Origin of the sequence: Meiothermus sp. Pnk-1 (genome assembly GCF_003226535.1) — a bacterium.
Lineage (GTDB): Bacteria > Deinococcota > Deinococci > Deinococcales > Thermaceae > Allomeiothermus.
The window spans coordinates 43,703-61,475 of the sequence record NZ_QKOB01000012.1; the positions used below are offsets into that span (position 1 = coordinate 43,703).

The window sequence follows — 17,773 nt, forward strand, 5'->3', positions numbered from 1 at the left end:
CTCAAGACGGCTGGGCGGCCCGCAGCGTTCGACGCTTGAGAGCCTCGGCTAGGAAGTAGCTGCCCAGCACCGCCCCCACCGCCAGGACCTGCGCCAGCAGCCCCTCCCAGGTGGGGTAAAGCCCCAGCCACATCCCCGCCCAGTAGGGAAGGGCCAGCCCTCCGATGGGGTGCACGGGAAGCCAGCCCACCACCTGCCAGACGTGCACGGTGGTGCCCACCATGGTGAAGAGCACCAACAGCAGCAGCACCCCGGTGGCGATGAGCATCCGCTTGTAGGGCAGCCTGGCCTGCAGGGCGAAGACCACTAGGCCCACCCCCAAGGTGGCCAGCAGCCCCAAGCCGATGCCCAGAAGTACCGGGGCCAGGCTGGACTGTAGCACCAGGGACTGCAAGAAGAGCACCGTCTCGAAGCCCTCGCGGTAGACGCTCACGAAGCCCAGGGAGATCAGCCCCAGGTACTGCCCGGTCTCGGCCCGCAGCAGGCGCTGCTTTTGCTGGTGGAAGCCGGCCAGGTGGTCGGTCCAGTAGACCTGGTGGAAGAACCAGTTCATGATGAGGAGCAGCACCGCGATGGCCAGCAAGGAGACCACCGCCTCGAGCCGCTCGCCGTAGCGGGCGAACTGGTTCAAAAGCCCGCGCATGGCGAACCAGGTCAGCACCGTCACCCCAAAAGCCAGCAGGGCCCCCTGCCACAGCGGACGGCGGAAGCGGCGCACCTCGGGGCGCTTCAAGCTCCCCAGGAGAGCGGCCAGGATCAGCACCGCCTCCAGCCCCTCGCGGAAGACGATCACCGCGGCGTTGGCTAAGGTGGCGGCGGGGGCGCTCTGGGTGGAGAGGAAGCCGCCGGCCTCGTTCAGCCTGGCCTCGAGCTGCCGCCGCGTCTGGCGCACCTCGCCGGGCGGGGCCTTTTGCCGGATCAGGCGGGCTAAGCCGTCCGGGTTGCGCCCGTTCCAGAACAGGTCCTCGATCGCTAGGGCCAGGGCCGGGGCGAAGACCCTGAGCCGGGCCTCGGGCCCCGACTCCAAGAGGGCGTAAGCGTCCATGCGGGCGGTCTCGGCCAGGTCGTAGCGGCCCTGGGCCACCGCGTTTTCCAGGGCCTTGAGCTGCTGGCGGATCACCTCCAGGTCGCCCGCGGGGTCGGCCCGGCGCCACTCGGCGGGCAGCAGGGCCTCGAGCCGCTGGCGCAGCGCCCCCACCCCATCCTCCAGGGCCTGGGCGGTGGGAGGGTTTTCCCCCCGGTGGGCGGCCTGCAGGCCCTGCTCGAGTTCTTTGAAGCCCCGGCGAACCCCCTCCACCTGGGCTACCGGGAACATCGGCTCCAGGTCGCTCCAGGCAGCGCGGGCGCTCTCCAGAAAAGCCGTGGCCTCCTCGATCTCCAACGCCTTGGTGACCCGCACCGCCCCCGCCGGGCCCGCCACCCCCCGGCCGTACTCCACCGCCACCAGGTCCAAAAAGCGCAGGGTCTGGCCCACCCGCCGGGCCCGCTCGCGGGGGGAGAGGGGGGCGGCCTGGAAGCCTGCGAGGGCCTCCCGGATGGCCCCAAGCGAGCCCGAGGCCAGCGCCTGGCGGGCCTCGGCGAGCTTCGCCGCTCCCCGCGCCTCCCGGTAGGCCGGGGCCAGGATCTCGAAGTAGCCCTGGGCCAAGGCCCGCTGCTCGGCGGCCCGAACGGGCTGGCCCTGGGATTGGGCCGCCTCGAGGTCGCGCAAAGCCGCCTCGAGCCGGGCCTGGTAGGCCCCCAGCAGGTCGGCGCGCACCGCCAAGAGGGCCTCCTCGGGCTTCAGGCGGCCCTGGCGCAGCTCCTCCAGGGCCAAGGTGGCCTCGGCCTGGGGCGCGGCGTAGCGGGTGGCGGGCCGGTACTCGCGCAACAGGGCCCAGCTCTGGGCCGCCGCGAAGTCCCCCGAGCGCACCGCCTCCTCCAGCCGGGAGTAGCCCTGGCGCAACAGGTCGGTCCACAAGCGGGCCCGCGCCCTGGCAAAAGCCGCCTCGTCCCGCGCGCCGAGGGCCCCCTCGAGGGGCGTTAGGTCCACCCTCAGGCCCACCCCGGCCAAAGCCGCCGCCTCGGCCTGGGCCGCTTTCAGCAGCCCAGCCGCGGCCTGAGGGTCGAAGGCCAGCTCGAGCTGGGCCTCCACCAGCTTGGCCCTGAGCCCTTCGGCCCGCTCGGCCGGGGACTGGGCCAGCGCCAGCCCCAGAGCCAACAACAACCCCACCCAGCGTTTCATTGGCCCACCTTGAGCCCCAAGAGGGCCGCGGCCTGCACCAGCTTGCCGGTGACGGCGGTGGCCCGGTTGTCGGCCTCCTTGTAGACGAGCTCGGCCTGCTCCAGGCTGAAGCGGCGGGTCTTCTCCTGGGCCACCAGCCGCTCGGCGTAGGCCTTTAGGCCCGCGAGCCCTTCGGCGATTTGCCGGTCTAGCGCGGGATCCTTGGCGCGAACCTGGCTGGCTACCCCGGCGTAGAGCTCCTGCCAGGAGCGGATGTTGTTCACCAGGTCGTCGAGCGAGGAGATCACGTTGAAGTCGCGCCGGGTGGCCTTATCGCCCAGCACAAAGCGGGAGGTCTTCCACCGGGCCACAAAGACCGAGGCCGCGGTGGGCACGTTGGCCACCAGGGCTCCAAAGACGTCGCTGGGGGTCGGCTTCCACCCCTTGGCCGCGGCCAGCAGCCCCCCGGTCAGCTCGTCCAGCTTGGCCGCCCCGGCTTTGAGCACATGGGCGTCGGGCAGGTAGTCGCCGAAGCCCAGCCTGCCGTCGCCGTCCACATCGAAGCGCACCCCGCTGCCAAAAGCCCGCTCGCTGCCCCAAAGGGTGCCCTCCAGCACCCCGAAGGCGTTGCCGGGGCGCTTCAGCACCTTGCCGTTGTCCAGGTGCAAATCAAAGGTGACCACCGCATCGCCCCCCTCGGCGGCGGAGGCTCCGGCGTCGAGGTTCAGGTCGAAGTCGGCGAGCGACTCCACCCCGGCCACGATCCCCTCCACGCTCTCGTAGAGGGGGCTGGCCTTGACCCAGGCCGCCCTCGCCGCTTGCAGGCTCCGGCGCAGCGGGCCGGGCTGGGCCTGGGCCAAGCGGCGGTAGTCGAAGCCGGCCTTCTGGGCCAAGGCGAAGTACTCCTGGCTGGCCTTGACCAGGGCCGCGGTGGCGGCTTTCTGCTCCTCCACCCGCCCGATCAGGTAACCCTTGACCGCCTCCACCCCCTGGGCCTGGGCCAGGCCCAGCAGCACCAACAGGGCTATCCATCTGTACATCAACGATCCTCCACCCAAACAAAGCTCAGGCCGAAGTTCTCGGCGCGGTGGTTGTACTGCCCGGCGAGGAAGAGGGTGTAGGTCTTGCCCGCCTCGAGCCTATACGCGGGCACCGGGATACCCCGCTGGGTGTCGCCGGCTGCGAATAGGACCGGCTCGAGGTTCCCCCCTGCGTCCACCAGCCTGTACTCGCTGGCGCTGGCAAACCCCAGGTTCTGGGCCAGCAGCGCCCCGTCCTTGCTGCGGATATCCAGGCCCGGAAAGTTCGGCACCGCGTGCACCAGGCGCAGGCGGGCCTTGCCGCTTTCGACAGGGACGGGGGCATCTGCGATCAGGGTGGGTTTGAGCTGGGCTTGCAGCCCGATAAGGGCCAGGGTGTAGCTTCGGCCCGCCTCGAGCCGTACCCGGGCCTCGATCCGCGGGCCGGTTTGGCCTGCGGGTACCACCGCAAGCTCTACCTCGCCTGCCGGAAGGCTCTGGTACGCCGAGACCGCCTTAAAAGCCAGCTTAGAGAAGGCTTCCACTTTGTTTCCCCCCACCCAGATCTCCACCGCAGGGGCATCCGGGGAGAGGTGGGCTACCCGCAGGGCCGCGGTTTGTGCGACCCCCAAGCCGGCCAGCGCCACCAGAAGAACTCCGATGATCTTGTTCATCCCAATACCTCCCGCTCAGCACAGCCCGGCAAAGCCATTTCCTCTGCGATTTGCTCGACCCAGGCCCGTATACGCACGCTGGAAAGCTCGGGCTGGTTGTCGTAGTCCAGGGCCAACCCCACAAACCGTCCCTCCTCCACCGCCAGGCTCTGGCTGAAAAAGTACCCTTCGGTAGAGGTAAAGCCCACCAACTCCCCCCCTGCCCGGCGCACCTTCTCCGCCAGGATGGCCAAAGCGTCCTGGAAGCTGTCGGGGTAGCCGTACTGGTCCCCTGCGCCGAAGAGGGCGACCTTTTTGCCCTGCAGCGGGGCCGCCTCGAGCTGGCCGATGCAGCGCGCCCAGTCGTCCTGCAGGTCCCCGAGGTTCCAGGTCGAGCAGCCCAGCAAGAGGGCATCGCACTCTTCCAGGCGCTTTAAGCCCTGATCGGCGACGTCGTGAAGCCATACTTCCCCGGTAAAGTACTTTTTGAGTTCATCGGCGATCTCGCAGGCGGCGTCGTAGGTGTTGCCGTAGGTGGAACCGTAGAAGATGCCCAGCGTGAACATGGCCAGCTTTCCTCCTTCAGTTCAACAATCTGGTAAAAGGCCCGCTTGAACGGGGTTCGGGCCGTTGCGACATCTCGGCTAAGGCCGAGTGGAGCATCCCGCGAAGCTCAACCTCCTCGGCGCGGCTCATCCGCAGGGCCAGGTTGCCTATCCAGAGCACGAAAAGCGCCTCCGGCGGTTCGAAGCGGTTTCGTTCTACGGCTTCGTCTACTACCTCGACCAACCAGGCGAAATCCTTGAGGCTCAGGTGCAGGGTGGCCACGTCCCAGGAAAGGTGCACGATACCCCCGCTACAGGGGCAGCTTTCGATGTAACGGAACTCGCTCAGGGTGGCCAGGCGGCGCAGGTGTGGGCAGCTCATGGGTTCGACACCCCCTTTGCTTTGTCCAGGTGTGGAAAGGGGCCGGATTGCAGGGCAAAACCTCGCTCGGCCGGGGATTGGGCCAGCGGCATCACCCAGGGGCGGCCGCTGGGGTGCTGGGCTAAGGCGAAGGGCAGGCCGTAGACCGCCTCGAGCCGCTCCGGGTGCAGCACCTCGGCGGGGTGGCCCAGGGCCACCATCCGCCCCTGGTGCAAGAGCAGAATTCGATCCGCAAAAAGGCTCGCTAGGTTCAGGTCGTGCAACACCACCGCCACCCCCAGGCCGCCCTCGGCCAGGCGGCGGCACAGCGCCATGACCTCCACCTGGTGCTTGGGGTCGAGGTGGTTGGTGGGCTCATCCAGCAGCAGGAGGCGGGGTTCCTGGGCCAGCACCCGGGCCAGGTCCACCCGGCTTTGCTCGCCGCCGGAGAGGGTAGGGTAGAGCCGGGGGGCGAGGGAAAGGGCTTGCGTCTCGGCCAGGGCCCGCTCGGTCTGGGCGTGGTCCAGCGGCGCCTCGGGCCGGCGCTCGAGGTGGGGCAGCCGGCCCAGAAAGGCCACCTCGTAGGCGCTATAGGGAAAGCTCAGCTCCCGCCGCTGGGTCAGCACCGCGCGGGCAAGGGCCAGCTCGAGGGCGCTATACCCCCGCAAAGGCCGCCCCGCCAGCTCCACCCGCCCCTCGCTGGGCGGCTCCTCGCCCGACAGCAGGCGCAGCAGGGTGGTCTTGCCGGCCCCGTTGGGGCCCAGCACCGCCAGCACCTCCCCGGCCTCCAGGGCGAAGCTCACCCCCTGCAACAGGGTGCGCCCCCCCACCCGGTACCCCAGCCCTTCGGCCAGCAGCAGGCTCACCGGGCCACCTCCCGCTTGTGGCGCAGGAGCAGCCAGATGAAGAAGGGGGCCCCCAGGAGGCTCGTCACCACCCCCACCGGCAGCTCCGCCGGGGCCACCGCGGTGCGGGCCACCAGGTCGGCCAGCAGGCTCAGCGAGGCCCCCAGCAGGGCCGCCCCAGGCAGCAGGTAGCGATGATCGGGGCCGGCCAAGAGCCGGAAGAGGTGCGGGGCCACCAGCCCGATGAAGCCCACCCCGCCCGCCGCGGCCACCGCGGTGCCCACCGCCAGGGCCGAGAGGGCCACCGCCCGGCGCTTGAAGGGCTCGAGGTTCACCCCCAAATGGAAGGCCTCCCGCTCCCCCAGCACCAGGGCGTTCAAGGGCCGGGCCAGGCGCAACAGGCCCCCAAGCGCTACCAGCCCGGTAGGGACCATGGCCAGCAGGGTCGGCCAGGTGGCCCCGCCGTAGCCCCCCAGGGTCCAGAAGGTGAGGCTTCTGAGCTGCTCGTCGGTAGCCCGGCTGATCAGAAGGCCGATCAAAGCCCCCGCCGCCGCGTTGAGGGCGATGCCGGCCAGCAGCAGGGTCAGGACCTGCACCCGCCCCTCGCTGCTGGCCAGCCGCCAGACCAAAAGGGTGGTGAGAAGCCCCCCCACGAAGGCCATGAGGGGCAGGGCAAAGGCCTGCAAGGCCCCTGCCCCCGGCAGCAGGATGATGAAAAGGGCCGCCCCCAGCCCGGCCCCCGAGGTCACCCCGATGAGCCCCGGGTCGGCCAGGGGGTTGCGGAAGAGGCCCTGCAGCACCGCCCCTGCAAGGGCCAGCAGGGCCCCCACCGCCGCGGCCAGCACCACCCGGGGCAGGCGGATCGAGACCAGCACCGCATAGGCCTGGTCGGCCTTCTCCCAGAGGATGCGGGGAATCTCCAGGGGCGGGATGAAGTAGGCCCCGATTCCCGCCGCCAGCAGCAGCGCCGCCGGCAGGGCCAGCGCCAAGGCCAGCAGCGCCCGGCGATAGCGCGAGGTGGGGGGCAGGTGCAGGCGGGTCACGGCTGGGCCGGCTCCCCCGCGATGTAGAGCCCTTGGCGCTCGTAGGCCCCAATGAAGAGCTCGAGCGCCGCCCGCCCGGCCCGGGGGCCGAAACCCCCCAGGTAGAGGTCGTCGATGGCCACCACCCGCCCGGCCTGCCCGGCGGGGGTCTGCATCACCCCGGGGAGCTTGCGCAGGCCCTCCAGCCCCCCGATGCTCTCGAGCCCCTTGGTGAAGACCACGATCAGGTCGGGCTGGGCCGCCACCACCGCCTCGGCGGTCATCTGCTGGCAATCCTTGATGCCCTTGGCGGCGTTGGCGATCCCCGCCAGCTCCATCATCCCTACCGGGTTGGAGCCCTCCCCGCACACGTAGGTCACCTGGGTGCCCCGCAGGTAGAGGAAGAGGCCCTTTAGGGTCTTCTTCACGGTGGCCTGGCGCTGCTTGGAGCGCAGCACCAGAAGGTCGCGCTCCAACGCCCGCACCAAAGCCTCCCCCCGCTCCACCTGCCCCACCGCCGCGGCGATGGTGCGGATCTTCTCCTTGGCCCCTTCCAGGGTGGGCTTATCCGGCACCCGCACCACCGTCACCCCGGCCGCGGCCAGCTGGTCGAAGACCTGGGGTGGCTTGGCGTCCTCCCGCCCCAGCACCAGGGTGGGCTTCAGGGCCAGGATGCCCTCGGCGTTGAGCTGGAACTGGTAGCCCACGGTGGGCAGCTTGTTCGCCGCCGCCGGGTAGTAGCTGCTGGTATCGCGCCCCACCACCCTGTCGCCCACCCCCAAGGCGAAGAGGATCTCGGTGGTCACCCCGTTCAGGCTCACGATGCGCTCGATGGAGCGCACCGTGACGGTCTGGCCCCGGGCGTCCTTGACGGTGAAGGGCTGGGCCAGGCCGAGCCCCAGGGCCACAGAAGCGGCCCAAAGCAGCCTCTTCATGCCCGCTCCTCCCTGGCCTCGGCGGAGTCGGTGACCACCGAGAAGGTCTCCAGGCGGCTTTGCCCGCGGAAGGCCTCGCGCGGCAGGCTACCGCTTCGGGCGTGGCCCTCCTTGAACTCGGGGCTGTTCACCCAGTGCTGGAAGTGGGCCTCGCTCTCCCAGAAGGTCATCACCACGTAGGGCTCCTCGGCGGGGTTGGCCGGGCGCAGCACCAGGTTGCGGATGAAGCCCGGCATGCGGTCTACGAGCCGGGCCCGCTGGCGGAAATTCTCCTCGAAGCGCTCGGCGTGCTCCGGGTGGACCGGAATGCGGTTCATGGTCACGAACATGCCTACCTCCACGGAGCCAAGGCTAGAACGCGCAGGGCTTAAAGTCAAGTATTCCGGTCGGATTTTACTATTTTAGCAGTAGTAACTATTCCCAACAGCGCTTTCGCCTCACCTCGAGCTTTGGGCTTCTCGCCCAGGAGCCTCGCGTACATCCGGGCCGACATCCAGCACGGCTGGTCTAGGGCCATTCTGGAAGTCCAGGTCGAGACGGGGCGGTACCGGCGGCAGGGGTCTGCGCTGAGCGCCCCCAGTCCGAGCTCGCCCTGAGCAAGCCCCTGGGTGTGGGCCGCTTCGCCCCTAGCCCTCGGCTTAGGCCGGCCGCGGGAGGGGCCCTTCCCCCACCTCCGCCCGCCGCCGGCAGGCCTCGCGCCAGACCGCCTCCCGGCCCGAGGGGGGCGTCGCCCGCAACAGCAGGCCCCAGGCCCGCTCGTCGTAGGGTTCCATCTCCACCAGCAGCCGCGCCAGCCGCTCGGCCTCGAGCGGGTCGGCCTGTATCAGGCCCTCCGCCTGTTGGCGCAGCCGCGCTACCAACCGGGCGCGCACGGGGCCGTCCCCGGGGTAGCCGCCGCGCCAGAGCTGGGGGCCCCCTCCCCGCAGGAACTCCTCCGCGTCGCTGGTCACCGCCCCCAAGGCGTACCCCTGGGGCACCTGCCGGATGAGGCCGCCGCCGAAACGCCGGCGCGCGCGGTAGATGAGCTGCTGCAGCGCGTGGCGGGCGGATGGCTCGTCCAGGCCGGGGTAGAGGGCGTCGAGCAGCTCGGGCAGGCTGTAGCCTTCGCGGCCTTGGAGGCGGGCCTCGAGCAGGCACAGCAGCAGGGCCTCGAGCTTCGGGGGCAGGGGCACCCCTCCGAGCCGGGGGGGCCCCAGCACCTCCAGGCGCAGGGCGGCGGGGGGCGGGCTGGCCCCTTCCCCCTCTCGCCAGCGGCGCACCTCTACGAGCCCCTGGGGGTAGCCCATGGCGGCGAAAATCCCCTCGGCCTCGGTCAGGTCGGCCTGGGCTTGGGCCTCCTGGCCCCTGCGCAGGCGGGCAATCCCGCAGGCCAGGAGCGCCCCGGCCAGACTGCCGCGCCGCTGGGCGCGTTGGGCCAGGGCGCGCGCCTCCTCGGCCAGGCGCAGCGCCCGGTCGGGGTCCCCGTGCGTGGCCTCGGCGAGGGCGGCGCAGTTGAGCGCGTAGCCCAGGGCGAAGGGGTCTTTAGAACGCCTGGCCGCCGCTAGGGCCTGGCGGGCATGCCAGAGGGCCGCCGTGGGGTTGCGCGGGCGCAGGACCTCCGAGAGGTTTCCCTCCACATACGCCAGGACCACCGGCTCGTCGAGCCGCAGCAGCTCCTCCCGCAGCGCGAGGAGCTGGGCCTCGGCCTCCTCCTGCCGCTCCAGCGCGATCAACACCCGGGCTAGCTTCTGCCGCGCGTCGAAGTGCCTATTCGTCAGGCCCCACCCGGCGGTCAGGCGCACCAGGGCTTGGGCGGCCTCCAGGGCCCGTGGGGTCTCGCCCAGGCACTCGTAGACGTAGACCAGGTTGAGCCGCACCCCGAGCGCCGCCGGGTTCTCCGGGCCAAAAGCCTCCAGGGCCTGTTCATAGGCGCGGGCCGCCTCGGCGTACTGGGCGCGGTGGGCATGGAGGTTCCCCAGGGCGTGCCAGATGAACCCCGCCTCGGTGCCCTCGCATCGGGCCAGGCGGCTTGCGCACAGCCCCTGGGCCTCCTCCCCGCGCCCCAGGGCCTGCAGGGCCGCGCACAGCAGCCGGAGGTCGGCCGCGCTGGGCTCCTCGTCCGTCCACAGCGCGACCAGCTCCTCAAAGCGCCGCTCCTCGTAGAGCAACCGCGCCCACAGCCGCCTGGGGGGGGCGGGGGCCGCCTCCAGCAGGGCACGGGCCTCCCCCAGGGAGGCTACCTCCAGGAGCAGCTCGGCGAGGAGTTCCCGCGCCTCGGTGCGCGTCGGCCCTTCAGAGGCCAGGCGATAGGCCTTTTGGGCGATGGGGAGGGCCTGGGCGGGGAGGTGGGCCAGCTTCCGGGCCACCCGCAGGAGCGCGGGGGCGTCCTCGAGCAGCCCCGCCAGGGGGGCCAGCACCTGCGCACCGGCCCCCCCGCGCTCCAACCAGTCCGCCGCCTCCTCCGGCCGGAGCCGGGCCGCGGCCAGCAGGGCGGGAGGGGGTTCGCGCAAGCAGGGGAGCAGGCGGCGGGCTACCGACCGGGCCAGCTCGGGGTCTTCGCGTACGGCCACCTCCACCAGCAGAGGGTGGAAGGGCCGGCCTTCGCGCAGCAGGCCCAGGCCCTCCAGTTCGCGCAGGCGCTCCTCCAGCTCCTCGAGGGTATACCCCAGGGCCCGTGCGAGGGCGGCCCGGTCGTCCCAGACCCCGCCCAATCCCAGCGCCAACAAGGTCTCGGCCGCAGGCCGCGACCCCCAGACCGGCTGTAGGGCCACCGACAACACCGCCTCCAGCGCGACGGGGTGGCTGGGGTCGGGGCCGGGCTCCCGCCAGCACCATCGCCCTTCCTCCGGCCAGAGGTGACCCTGCCGCTGCAACAGGCGTATGTACTCCAGGGCGAACAGCGGGTTCCCCCGGCTGCGCCGGTAAATCCACGCACAGGCCTCGGGGGGCAGGCCCGGCAGGAGCTGGGCCAGCTCGGGCTCTTCCAGGGGCCGGACGCGGTGCGGCGTGAAGGAGGGGGAGGGGCGGGTCCGGCTGGTCGTCACCAGGCCCACCCCGCGCAGCCGGCGTACCCGCAGCGCCAGCAGCTCCCAGACCTCGCGCCAGGCGCTGTGGTGTAGGTCCTCCACCAGCAGTACCGCGGGGGCACGCGCGCTCAGCCAGGTGCCCAGCAGGTCTACCAGGGCCCTGGCCTCGAGGGCCCCGCCCTCCTCGAGCTGCTTCCACAGCCGCTGGGCCCAGGGCGGAAGCTGCGCAGGGGGCAGCCGCCTGAGCCAGTGCGAGGGGGGCAGACCGGCCTCGAGGGCGTAGCCGGGGAAGGGCAGGGCCTCGAGGATACGCCGGGCCAGGTGGCTTTTGCCGATGCCGGGCTCGCCCCACAGGGCCAGGGCCACCCCGCTGCGCCCCGAGGCGAGCCCGCGGAGCTTGGCCGCGAGGGCACCTTCCATGGGACCATTGTAGGTGATCAGGCGGTGAGTGGGGTCCGGCTAGACTGAAGCCCCATGAGAGCGCGTCTGCTTGTGCTGGGCTTGTCCGCCCTGCTCCTATCCTGCGGAGGCCAAAGCGGAGGCCCCGGCCAGCCGCCTGGCGACGGTGGCGGTGGAGGTGGGGGCGGGGCAGCCCCCAAGGCGGTCTTCCCCGACCTCGGCAACCCGGGGGGGACCAACGGCACCCAAGGGAGCATCGCCCTGGCCCCGGGCGGGCGGGTGCACCTGCTCTATACCGGCTTCACCCGAAACAGCCAAGGTGTCTACCCCATCCGTTACGGAGAGTGCGGAGGGGACTGCACCAACGAGGCCAACTGGCGCTTCCTCACCCTGGACGACCACGGCCTCTTCGGCGGCTACGGGCGGATGGTGCGGGATGCCCGAGGGGGGCTGCACGCGGTGTGGCTGCGCGACACCGACGCCAACCGGATAGGCCCCGAGCGGCTGGTCTACGCCTACTGCGGCGGGGGTTGCACCCAAGGGGCCGGCTGGCAGCTCGAGGTCTTCCCCGAGGAGGACCTCGAGCCCGAGCTGCCCGCCCTGGCGGCGAGCCCCGAGGGGGAGCCGGCCATCGTCTACGCCCTGAGCAACTACGCCTCCTACGCCCGCTACTACCTCTTCCGGCAGGGGGGGAACTGGGCCCGGCGCAAGCTGGCCGAGGACGCTTCCTGGAGTGACTTCGCCCTGGCCATGGGGCCCGACCGGGGGGCCCAGCTGGCCTTCCGGCGCACCGACGGGCAGGGGCAGGATCTGCTCACCTACCTACGCTGCTCGGGCTACACCTGCGAGCAGACCAGCCAGGTGGACCTGGCCCCGGTGGCCTACCGGGGGAGCTTCTCCCTGGCCCTCAGCTCCGCCGGGGCTCCCCGGCTGGGGTTTTACTTTGGCCGCCGGGGGGACGACAACCCCGACGAGCGGGCGTACTTCTACTTAGCCTGTGACCAGAACTGCACCTCCAGGCAGAGCTGGCAGGCGGTGCGCTTTCCGCCTCCGCCCCAATCCCGCGAGCTGGTGGGGATCGGCCTGGCCCTGGACGCCCGGGACCGGCCCCGGATGGTGGTGGCCGATGATTTCGAGGTGCGGCTGCTCTCCTGCGAGGGGAACTGCGCCCGGGACGGCGCCTCCTGGCGCGCGGCCCTGGTGGAGACGGGGGATCAGATCACCCCACCCCCGCCGCCGCCTGGCGGCTGCCGGAACAACCCCCAGGCCTTCTGGTATCCCGGCTACGGGGCCAGCCTGAGCGTGAGCGAAACCGCCGCCCACCTGGTCTACGACGTGCGCAGCCTGCAGGGGTGCAACGGGACCTATGTGGGGGATGGCCCCCGGCTTATCCGCTATGCCAAACAACCCATACCGTGAGGTGCGATGATGCGCAAGATCAGGATCGTGTTGGTCGGGTTGGGAGTGGCGTTGGTGGCCTGCGGTGGCGGGCCCAAGAACATCGAGGGGACCCTGAGCGCCCCCTCCGGGGGCAGCGTGCGGGGCAGCATAGTTGCGGTCTGCCCGGTAGAGGGGGGAAGGATCTCCTGCGACGACCCACGGGCCAAGCAGGTCGAGGTAAACGCCTCCGGGCGCAGCGCGCCCTACAAGGTGGAGGGGCTCGAGGACGCCAGCTATGCGGTGGCCGCCCTGCGCGATAACGACGGGGACGGGCAACTGGGCGAGGGGGACTACTTCGGCTACTACGGTTACCCCGACGACCCGAAGGCGGTCAAGCCACCGGCCACAGGCATCAACGTTCAGATGCAAGTGCTGTCGAGGCAAAATCGCATGAGCCTGCCCTTCGGGGCTTGGTGAGGGGCTAGAGCCTGCTAGGAAGCCAAACGTAAACCATCCAGGATTTGAGAAGGCCAGCCAGTGGAAGCCCTTGGGGGTGTCGGACAGGCGTGAAGGAGGGTGGAAGCAGGCCATCCAGGCCACAGCTCGATGCCTTCCCCGGCAGCGGCCTGCTTGGCTTGCAGGCCGCTGTGGCCCTGGTCTACGAAGGCGACCTCAACCTGCACGGCCTTGGACTAGCTTTTACGAGGCTAACGAACTTTCAACTCCTCAGTGGGCTTAATTGCCCACTGCAACATCCGCACCACGAATGTTCAGCCGTTTCAATCCTCACTCGAGCTTTCGCCCGAGTGCGACCGCGACCTGAGCCAGATGTGGCTGGACCATAGGGCCTAGAGGCCCAACCGGGCACGCCACGCCTCCCAGTCCGGGAGCCGGATCCCGAGGGCCTGAAGCCTTTCGCGCTCATCCCAGATCTCCCGGGCCAGGGATAGGGCGGCCTCGAGGTCGTGGCGCGCCGCCTCGGCGAGGTTCCGCCAAAGCAGGGGAAACTCCTCCACCACGGCCAAGGCCTGGTCGGGGTCGGTGCCCCCGGGGTGAAGGAGGCACTCCCGGGTCTCCCGCCAGTGGAGCCGGGCCACCTCTAGGGGGGTGAAAAGTGAGGCGGTACTCGCAGCCATCGCACCTCCCGCCACGGCATGTTCAGGTCGCTCAGGTCTTGGACGGAGTAGCCCGTCACCAGGGTTCCGCTCCAGAAGGAGTATACCACCAACCAGTAGCGCCCTATCTTAGGCCCACGCCACTCCTCAGGCACGGCCCACTCCGTGGGCACCAGAGCGGCCAGAACCGGCCCCTGGACCCGGGTATAGGCGAAAAGGGCCGCCCCGGGGTTCAGGGCGACCTCCCGGCACAGGCGCTCGTAGTCGTCCGGGCCGACTCCCGGGGCCAGGTCGCCCTCCCGCTGGCGCTTCCTCAGGTGCCACTCCAAGGAGGTGGCCCGGTCCTTCCCCATCCAAAGGCGGTCCTCCGCGGGTACCACCCGCTCCCGCCGGTTGAAGGGCGCGTGCATGGCGCCCGCGGCCCAGAGCCAGTCCACAGGGTCGGGGTCCGCCTCGCCCCGGGCAATCCGCATGAGGCGCTCCCGGCCCTCGGGGCTGAGCCGGGGCAGAGCGGCCACGTAGGCCCCCCAAAGCTCGGGGTGGTAGTCCCGGGGGTTCGGGCTCCACTCCCAGGATTGCGGGGCGTTGCCAAGTTTCAATCCTCTACGAGGCTAACGAACTTTGCAACTCTCCCTCTAGGAAGCAGCTCCAGGTGGGGGCTCTTGGGGTCATTTTCGCACGCGGGGGAAATATGCGTCAAGCTGAGGGAGAAGAGCAGAGGTCAAAGGGAATTTTCCTGCACCTGGACGGGTGCGCACGCGAACAAGGGTAAAGGAAGGGTATGCAACCTCGAGGGGTGACCTCCTGCACGAGGAAAACCCCCAGTTTGGCACCGGGGGTGTGCATAAGGTGACCTTCGCGCTCGCTAGACGAAGTCGGGCTCCTCGAGGCGCTTCAACCCCTGGTGGCCGATGCGCCAGGTTCTACCTACGGCCTCGGGGGGAAGGAAGTAGACCGCGAGAATGTCCTCTTTCTTGTCCACCAAGACCTCGAGCCTGCCCTTGAGGTGGGCCCACTGCTCGCGGGTGAGCCGGGCCTCGAAGACCGAGTACTGCCGCCTTTCGCCAAAGCCCTTGAGCAGCTTGGCGAGTTGGGCCCGGCGGCGGTCGTCCGGGGTGTCGTAGGCGATGACCAGGTAAAGCTCTCTCATCGTACTGTGAAGGGCTCGTACTGGGGCAACTCGCCCAGGAGGTGCTTGACCAGGATGCGGGCCTGGGCCAGCAAGGTCTGGCGGTAGGAGAGGCCCTTGCCCAAAAGGGGGTGACGCACCCGCTCGGCGAGGCGTTCCTCCCAGGCCCTTAAGAACTTAGGCCAGGCTTCCTTGCGCAGCTTTGGGTAGCCTTCGGTGTCGTCGAAGTCCTCGAGGGTGAGGCGGCGGTTGTTCAGCAGGGAAAGCACCACGGAATCGGCTAGAATGCTGCGAAACTCCTCCATCAGGTCCAGCGCCAGCGAGGCTCGGCCATAACGGATCTCGTGCAGAAAGCCCACGTAGGGGTCTAGCCCGGCGATCTGGAGGGCGCTTTCGCACTCCTTGGCCAGCAAGGTGTAGGCCAACGAGAGCAGGCTGTTGGCTGGGTCGCGGGGCGGGCGGCGGCTGCGCTCGGCGAACTGGAAGCCTTCGGGCAAGAGGCTCGCGAAGGCCCGGAAGTAGGCATCGGCAGCCATCCCCTCCACCCCGCGCAAGGTATCCTCGTCCAGGGCTCCCTCGGCATCGGCGAGAGCCCCTCGGAGGGTTTCCCAGCCAGGGGCTCCGTTGCGTCTGAGGAGCACCAGGCCATTCCTGAGCTTGCCCAGCACGAAGCGCCTGGCCAGGGCCAGCTTTTGGGCCGGGTCCAGATGGGCTTTGAACTGCGCCACCCGCGCCGGGGCGTTCTTGGCCGGGGTGCGGGTCAGGCCCGCGTAGTAGGCGCCCGCAGGGGACATATAGTGCAGGCCGATGCCCTCCTGGGCGCAGTGTTTGAGGAGGGCCGGGGTCACCACCGCGTTGCCCAGCACCACGATCTCCTCCACGGCGATGAGCGGCTTTTGCAGCAGGACTTCCCGCCCAGCGCGGCGGGCTATCTTGAGGGTGCCTCCCTCCTTGGAAAGGTAGGCGTCGGGCTCGAGCACGTAGACTACACCCATCCCGCCACCCCCTTGCGCCACAGCTCGGGCTGGCAGGCCTCCCGCACGCTGCACCCCTCGCACTTGGCCGGGGGCACCTCCACTCCCGGAGGCCTGGGGCTTGCGAGAAGGGCGCGCATCCGGGCCACGGCTTCCTCCACGGCGGCGAAAAGCGCTTCCGTGAAGGCCACCTCGCGGCGGGCGTGGCTCTGGTGGTAGTAAACGAAGCCTCGCTTGGCCTCGATCCCCCGCGACTCCAGCAGGCACAGGGCCTGGGCTGCGAGCTGGACGGCGTCGGAGTGGTTGGCCTGGGGGAAAGCCCGCCCCTTCTTGTACTCCACCACCGCGGCCTCTCCTTTCCTCCACTCCAGGCGATCCACCACCCCCACCAGCCCCAGCCGATCCGACCAAACCCAAAGCCCCGAGCATTCGCCCGGCTCGGTGTAGGCCCTCTCGTGCAGGTAGTGACCCTCGATGAGGTGGTGGTTGGCGTGGAGTTCACCCAGGACGTACTCGAGGTAGAACCGCCGAGGGCAGTAGGCGACGGTGTTGACCTTGGACACAGGTAGGTAATGGGCCTCCTCCATAGGCCAGCTTTAGCAGAGCCTTGTCGCAGCATTGAGCGAATTCGCTCGTTCATGATTAGACTTAAGAGGTCGCGATTGCTGGAACGTGTCCTCAGATCCCGCGAGGGGCGCCATGACCAATGAGAACGACATTCGCCTAATTCAACGCCTGGAGGATGGTGCAGTACTGAGTGCGGCCGAGCTGGCGGAGTATTTGGGCATCAGCCGGGCCAGCGTGTACCGGGTTATCCAGCGCTGCGAGAACCGAGGATATAACATCCTACGGGAGAAGGGCCGCTTCCGGCTGGCTAGCCGCGACCGCGATGCCGGGCGCTTCGAGTTTAGCCTCAGCGCACAGCAGGCCCACGACTTGGTGGCAGCGGTGGAGAGCGTGCGCCGCCTCACGCCCTATGCTGCCGAGGCCCTCGAGGTCTTGCGCAAAACCCTCATCGGCCCCAAGCTCGAGCGCCCCTCGGCCGTCTACTACCACTCCTACGACGTGATCGATCCGAAGGTGTACCGGCGGGTTGTCGCAGCTATCGAACAGCGTAAGGTGCTCGAGCTCACCTACAAGCCCACCAACGTCAAGCGTAGTCTCAGTGAGCACACCTTCGAGCCCTATCGCATCATCTTCTGGAACGGGCATTACTACCTGGTTGGTCGTAGCCGCACTTTTAGCCACAAGCCAGGGGGTGGCCTGATGCACCTACGCCTCGACCGAATCCTCGAGGCCAAGGTCGCGGTAGCCTGGCACGAGGGCCAGAAGGTGCCCGACACCCTGACTTTCCCCGAGCCCGACTTCGACCCCCAGGCTTACGTCGAGCGCAGCTTCGGGACCTTCGGCGGCGACGGCGAGCCCGAGGAGGTCGTGCTGCACTTCCCGGCCCACAACGCCAAGGCGGCCGCCGAGGTCCAGCGCCACCCCAGCCGGGAGTTGCTTCCCCAGGACGACGGGTCGTTGATCTACAAGCTCACGGTGCCCGTCACCGAGGAGTTGGTGTGGTGGGTGGCTTCTTGGAAGGGCCTGCGGGTCCTCGCGCCTGATCACCTGCGCGAGAAGGTGCGCCGGCACTGCCTCGAGCTTGCCTATTTGAACCAGTAGTTAATCTCCTACGGAGTTGATCATTTCCCTCTCCCATCGACGTCATATCATTTCGATCCTCTACGAGGAAAAAGTACGAGGCCAGAATGGATTTCCTTAGAACGACGTTCAGCAAGCAATAATTTAGCTGCTTAAGTATGGCGCTTCAAGCCCCCGATGTTTTGGTTGATATAACGATATGGGGAGGGTTAAGGGAGGGGTTGAAAGGAGGTAAATGGTGCAGTATCATCTAGTACATAGACTTGAGACCCCGCACCACCGCCAAGCAGTACAAGGGGTCTCAGGCCAGACTCCAGAAAGGAGGTGAGGACATTATACCAAACTGGAGCATCGACGATATCGCAGACCCCCTCATGGGTGTGTCCTGGATTTAGGCAACTAGGCTGCAGTAGGGAAAGCGCCGTGTCGGACGGCGTGGAAAGGTGTGACGGGGCTGTGGGAGAAGAACCGCGAGCGGACCAGGGCCTTAGCGCTCGCTCCGGATTCGCTCCAGTGGGCCCCGGTGATCTTGAGTCTTTGGCCG

General features: G+C 69.2%; 18 protein-coding genes. 3 read left to right on the forward strand and 15 right to left on the reverse strand.

All coding sequences use genetic code 11. From position 1 onward, the window contains the following. Window position 1 precedes the first annotated feature (1 nt). From DNA98_RS18410 to DNA98_RS14030, 10 genes are all read right to left on the reverse strand, one after another. On the reverse strand, window positions 2–2,221 hold the full coding sequence (locus DNA98_RS18410; protein ID WP_110531773.1) for an FTR1 family protein: 2,220 nt from the start codon (window positions 2,219–2,221) through the stop codon (window positions 2–4). Then, window positions 2,218–3,240 (reverse strand): imelysin family protein, encoded by a 1,023-nt coding sequence (locus DNA98_RS13990; protein ID WP_165364029.1) that lies wholly within the window; start codon window positions 3,238–3,240, stop codon window positions 2,218–2,220. Before DNA98_RS13990 ends, DNA98_RS18410 begins: the two co-directional genes overlap by 4 nt. After that, entirely contained in the window at window positions 3,240–3,893 is a 654-nt protein-coding gene (locus DNA98_RS13995; protein WP_110531775.1) for a DUF4397 domain-containing protein, read from the reverse strand. The genes DNA98_RS13990 and DNA98_RS13995 overlap by 1 nt, the downstream gene beginning before the upstream one ends. Then, on the reverse strand, window positions 3,890–4,438 hold the full coding sequence (locus DNA98_RS14000; RefSeq protein WP_110531777.1) for a flavodoxin: 549 nt from the start codon (window positions 4,436–4,438) through the stop codon (window positions 3,890–3,892). The genes DNA98_RS13995 and DNA98_RS14000 overlap by 4 nt, the downstream gene beginning before the upstream one ends. A gap of 16 nt (window positions 4,439–4,454) precedes the next feature. After that, complete coding sequence (locus DNA98_RS14005) at window positions 4,455–4,799, reverse strand: hypothetical protein (protein ID WP_110531779.1); 345 nt, start codon at window positions 4,797–4,799, stop codon at window positions 4,455–4,457. After that, window positions 4,796–5,638 carry a heme ABC transporter ATP-binding protein gene (locus DNA98_RS14010; RefSeq protein ID WP_110531816.1) on the reverse strand — a complete coding sequence of 281 codons (843 nt, stop codon included), beginning with the start codon at window positions 5,636–5,638 and terminating at the stop codon, window positions 4,796–4,798. The genes DNA98_RS14005 and DNA98_RS14010 overlap by 4 nt, the downstream gene beginning before the upstream one ends. A gap of 2 nt (window positions 5,639–5,640) precedes the next feature. Beyond that, window positions 5,641–6,666 carry an iron ABC transporter permease gene (locus tag DNA98_RS14015; protein ID WP_110531781.1) on the reverse strand — a complete coding sequence of 342 codons (1,026 nt, stop codon included), beginning with the start codon at window positions 6,664–6,666 and terminating at the stop codon, window positions 5,641–5,643. Further along, entirely contained in the window at window positions 6,663–7,580 is a 918-nt protein-coding gene (locus tag DNA98_RS14020) for a hemin ABC transporter substrate-binding protein (protein WP_110531783.1), read from the reverse strand. Before DNA98_RS14020 ends, DNA98_RS14015 begins: the two co-directional genes overlap by 4 nt. Beyond that, window positions 7,577–7,909: an antibiotic biosynthesis monooxygenase gene (locus tag DNA98_RS14025; protein WP_110531818.1), complete on the reverse strand. Its 333-nt coding sequence runs from the start codon at window positions 7,907–7,909 to the stop codon at window positions 7,577–7,579. Before DNA98_RS14025 ends, DNA98_RS14020 begins: the two co-directional genes overlap by 4 nt. A gap of 309 nt (window positions 7,910–8,218) precedes the next feature. Further along, on the reverse strand, window positions 8,219–11,005 hold the full coding sequence (locus DNA98_RS14030) for a hypothetical protein (protein WP_110531785.1): 2,787 nt from the start codon (window positions 11,003–11,005) through the stop codon (window positions 8,219–8,221). A gap of 54 nt (window positions 11,006–11,059) precedes the next feature. On the opposite strand from DNA98_RS14030, the gene DNA98_RS14035 reads away from it, so the two are divergent. Both DNA98_RS14035 and DNA98_RS14040 read left to right on the forward strand, forming a co-directional pair. Beyond that, entirely contained in the window at window positions 11,060–12,403 is a 1,344-nt protein-coding gene (locus DNA98_RS14035) for a hypothetical protein (RefSeq protein WP_165364027.1), read from the forward strand. 6 nt (window positions 12,404–12,409) lie between these two features. Then, window positions 12,410–12,841, forward strand: a complete 432-nt coding sequence (locus DNA98_RS14040) for a hypothetical protein (protein WP_110531789.1) — start codon at window positions 12,410–12,412, stop codon at window positions 12,839–12,841. Window positions 12,842–13,212: 371 nt separating this feature from the next. Here the strand turns inward: DNA98_RS14040 and DNA98_RS14045 are convergent, their stop codons facing one another. The 5 genes from DNA98_RS14045 to cas4 form a co-directional block, all read right to left on the reverse strand. Further along, on the reverse strand, window positions 13,213–13,500 hold the full coding sequence (locus DNA98_RS14045) for a hypothetical protein (protein ID WP_110531791.1): 288 nt from the start codon (window positions 13,498–13,500) through the stop codon (window positions 13,213–13,215). After that, entirely contained in the window at window positions 13,464–14,078 is a 615-nt protein-coding gene (locus tag DNA98_RS14050; protein WP_110531793.1) for a hypothetical protein, read from the reverse strand. Before DNA98_RS14050 ends, DNA98_RS14045 begins: the two co-directional genes overlap by 37 nt. Window positions 14,079–14,344: 266 nt before the next feature. Beyond that, a complete protein-coding gene (gene cas2 / locus DNA98_RS14055; RefSeq protein WP_110531795.1) occupies window positions 14,345–14,629 on the reverse strand; it encodes a CRISPR-associated endonuclease Cas2 in 285 nt (94 codons plus the stop codon). Continuing rightward, a complete protein-coding gene (gene cas1, locus DNA98_RS14060; RefSeq protein ID WP_165364107.1) occupies window positions 14,626–15,603 on the reverse strand; it encodes a CRISPR-associated endonuclease Cas1 in 978 nt (325 codons plus the stop codon). Before cas1 ends, cas2 begins: the two co-directional genes overlap by 4 nt. Further along, window positions 15,594–16,145, reverse strand: a complete 552-nt coding sequence (gene cas4 / locus DNA98_RS14065) for a CRISPR-associated protein Cas4 (RefSeq protein ID WP_233493226.1) — start codon at window positions 16,143–16,145, stop codon at window positions 15,594–15,596. The genes cas1 and cas4 overlap by 10 nt, the downstream gene beginning before the upstream one ends. A gap of 136 nt (window positions 16,146–16,281) precedes the next feature. On the opposite strand from cas4, the gene DNA98_RS14070 reads away from it, so the two are divergent. After that, on the forward strand, window positions 16,282–17,250 hold the full coding sequence (locus DNA98_RS14070) for a YafY family protein (protein ID WP_110531801.1): 969 nt from the start codon (window positions 16,282–16,284) through the stop codon (window positions 17,248–17,250). Window positions 17,251–17,773 lie beyond the last annotated feature (523 nt).

Coding starts and splice junctions, on each gene's coding strand:
- DNA98_RS14000 (WP_110531777.1), bottom strand. CDS start 4,438: ATGTTCACGCTGGGCATCTTCTACGGTTCCACCTACGGCAACACCTAC.
- DNA98_RS14005 (WP_110531779.1), bottom strand. CDS start 4,799: ATGAGCTGCCCACACCTGCGCCGCCTGGCCACCCTGAGCGAGTTCCGT.
- DNA98_RS14040 (WP_110531789.1), top strand. CDS start 12,410: ATGATGCGCAAGATCAGGATCGTGTTGGTCGGGTTGGGAGTGGCGTTG.
- DNA98_RS14070 (WP_110531801.1), top strand. CDS start 16,282: ATGACCAATGAGAACGACATTCGCCTAATTCAACGCCTGGAGGATGGT.
- DNA98_RS14020 (WP_110531783.1), bottom strand. CDS start 7,580: ATGAAGAGGCTGCTTTGGGCCGCTTCTGTGGCCCTGGGGCTCGGCCTG.
- DNA98_RS14045 (WP_110531791.1), bottom strand. CDS start 13,500: ATGGCTGCGAGTACCGCCTCACTTTTCACCCCCCTAGAGGTGGCCCGG.
- cas1 (WP_165364107.1), bottom strand. CDS start 15,603: ATGGGTGTAGTCTACGTGCTCGAGCCCGACGCCTACCTTTCCAAGGAG.
- cas2 (WP_110531795.1), bottom strand. CDS start 14,629: ATGAGAGAGCTTTACCTGGTCATCGCCTACGACACCCCGGACGACCGC.
- DNA98_RS18410 (WP_110531773.1), bottom strand. CDS start 2,221: ATGAAACGCTGGGTGGGGTTGTTGTTGGCTCTGGGGCTGGCGCTGGCC.
- DNA98_RS14025 (WP_110531818.1), bottom strand. CDS start 7,909: ATGTTCGTGACCATGAACCGCATTCCGGTCCACCCGGAGCACGCCGAG.
- DNA98_RS14030 (WP_110531785.1), bottom strand. CDS start 11,005: ATGGAAGGTGCCCTCGCGGCCAAGCTCCGCGGGCTCGCCTCGGGGCGC.
- DNA98_RS13995 (WP_110531775.1), bottom strand. CDS start 3,893: ATGAACAAGATCATCGGAGTTCTTCTGGTGGCGCTGGCCGGCTTGGGG.
- DNA98_RS14035 (WP_165364027.1), top strand. CDS start 11,060: ATGAGAGCGCGTCTGCTTGTGCTGGGCTTGTCCGCCCTGCTCCTATCC.
- DNA98_RS13990 (WP_165364029.1), bottom strand. CDS start 3,240: ATGTACAGATGGATAGCCCTGTTGGTGCTGCTGGGCCTGGCCCAGGCC.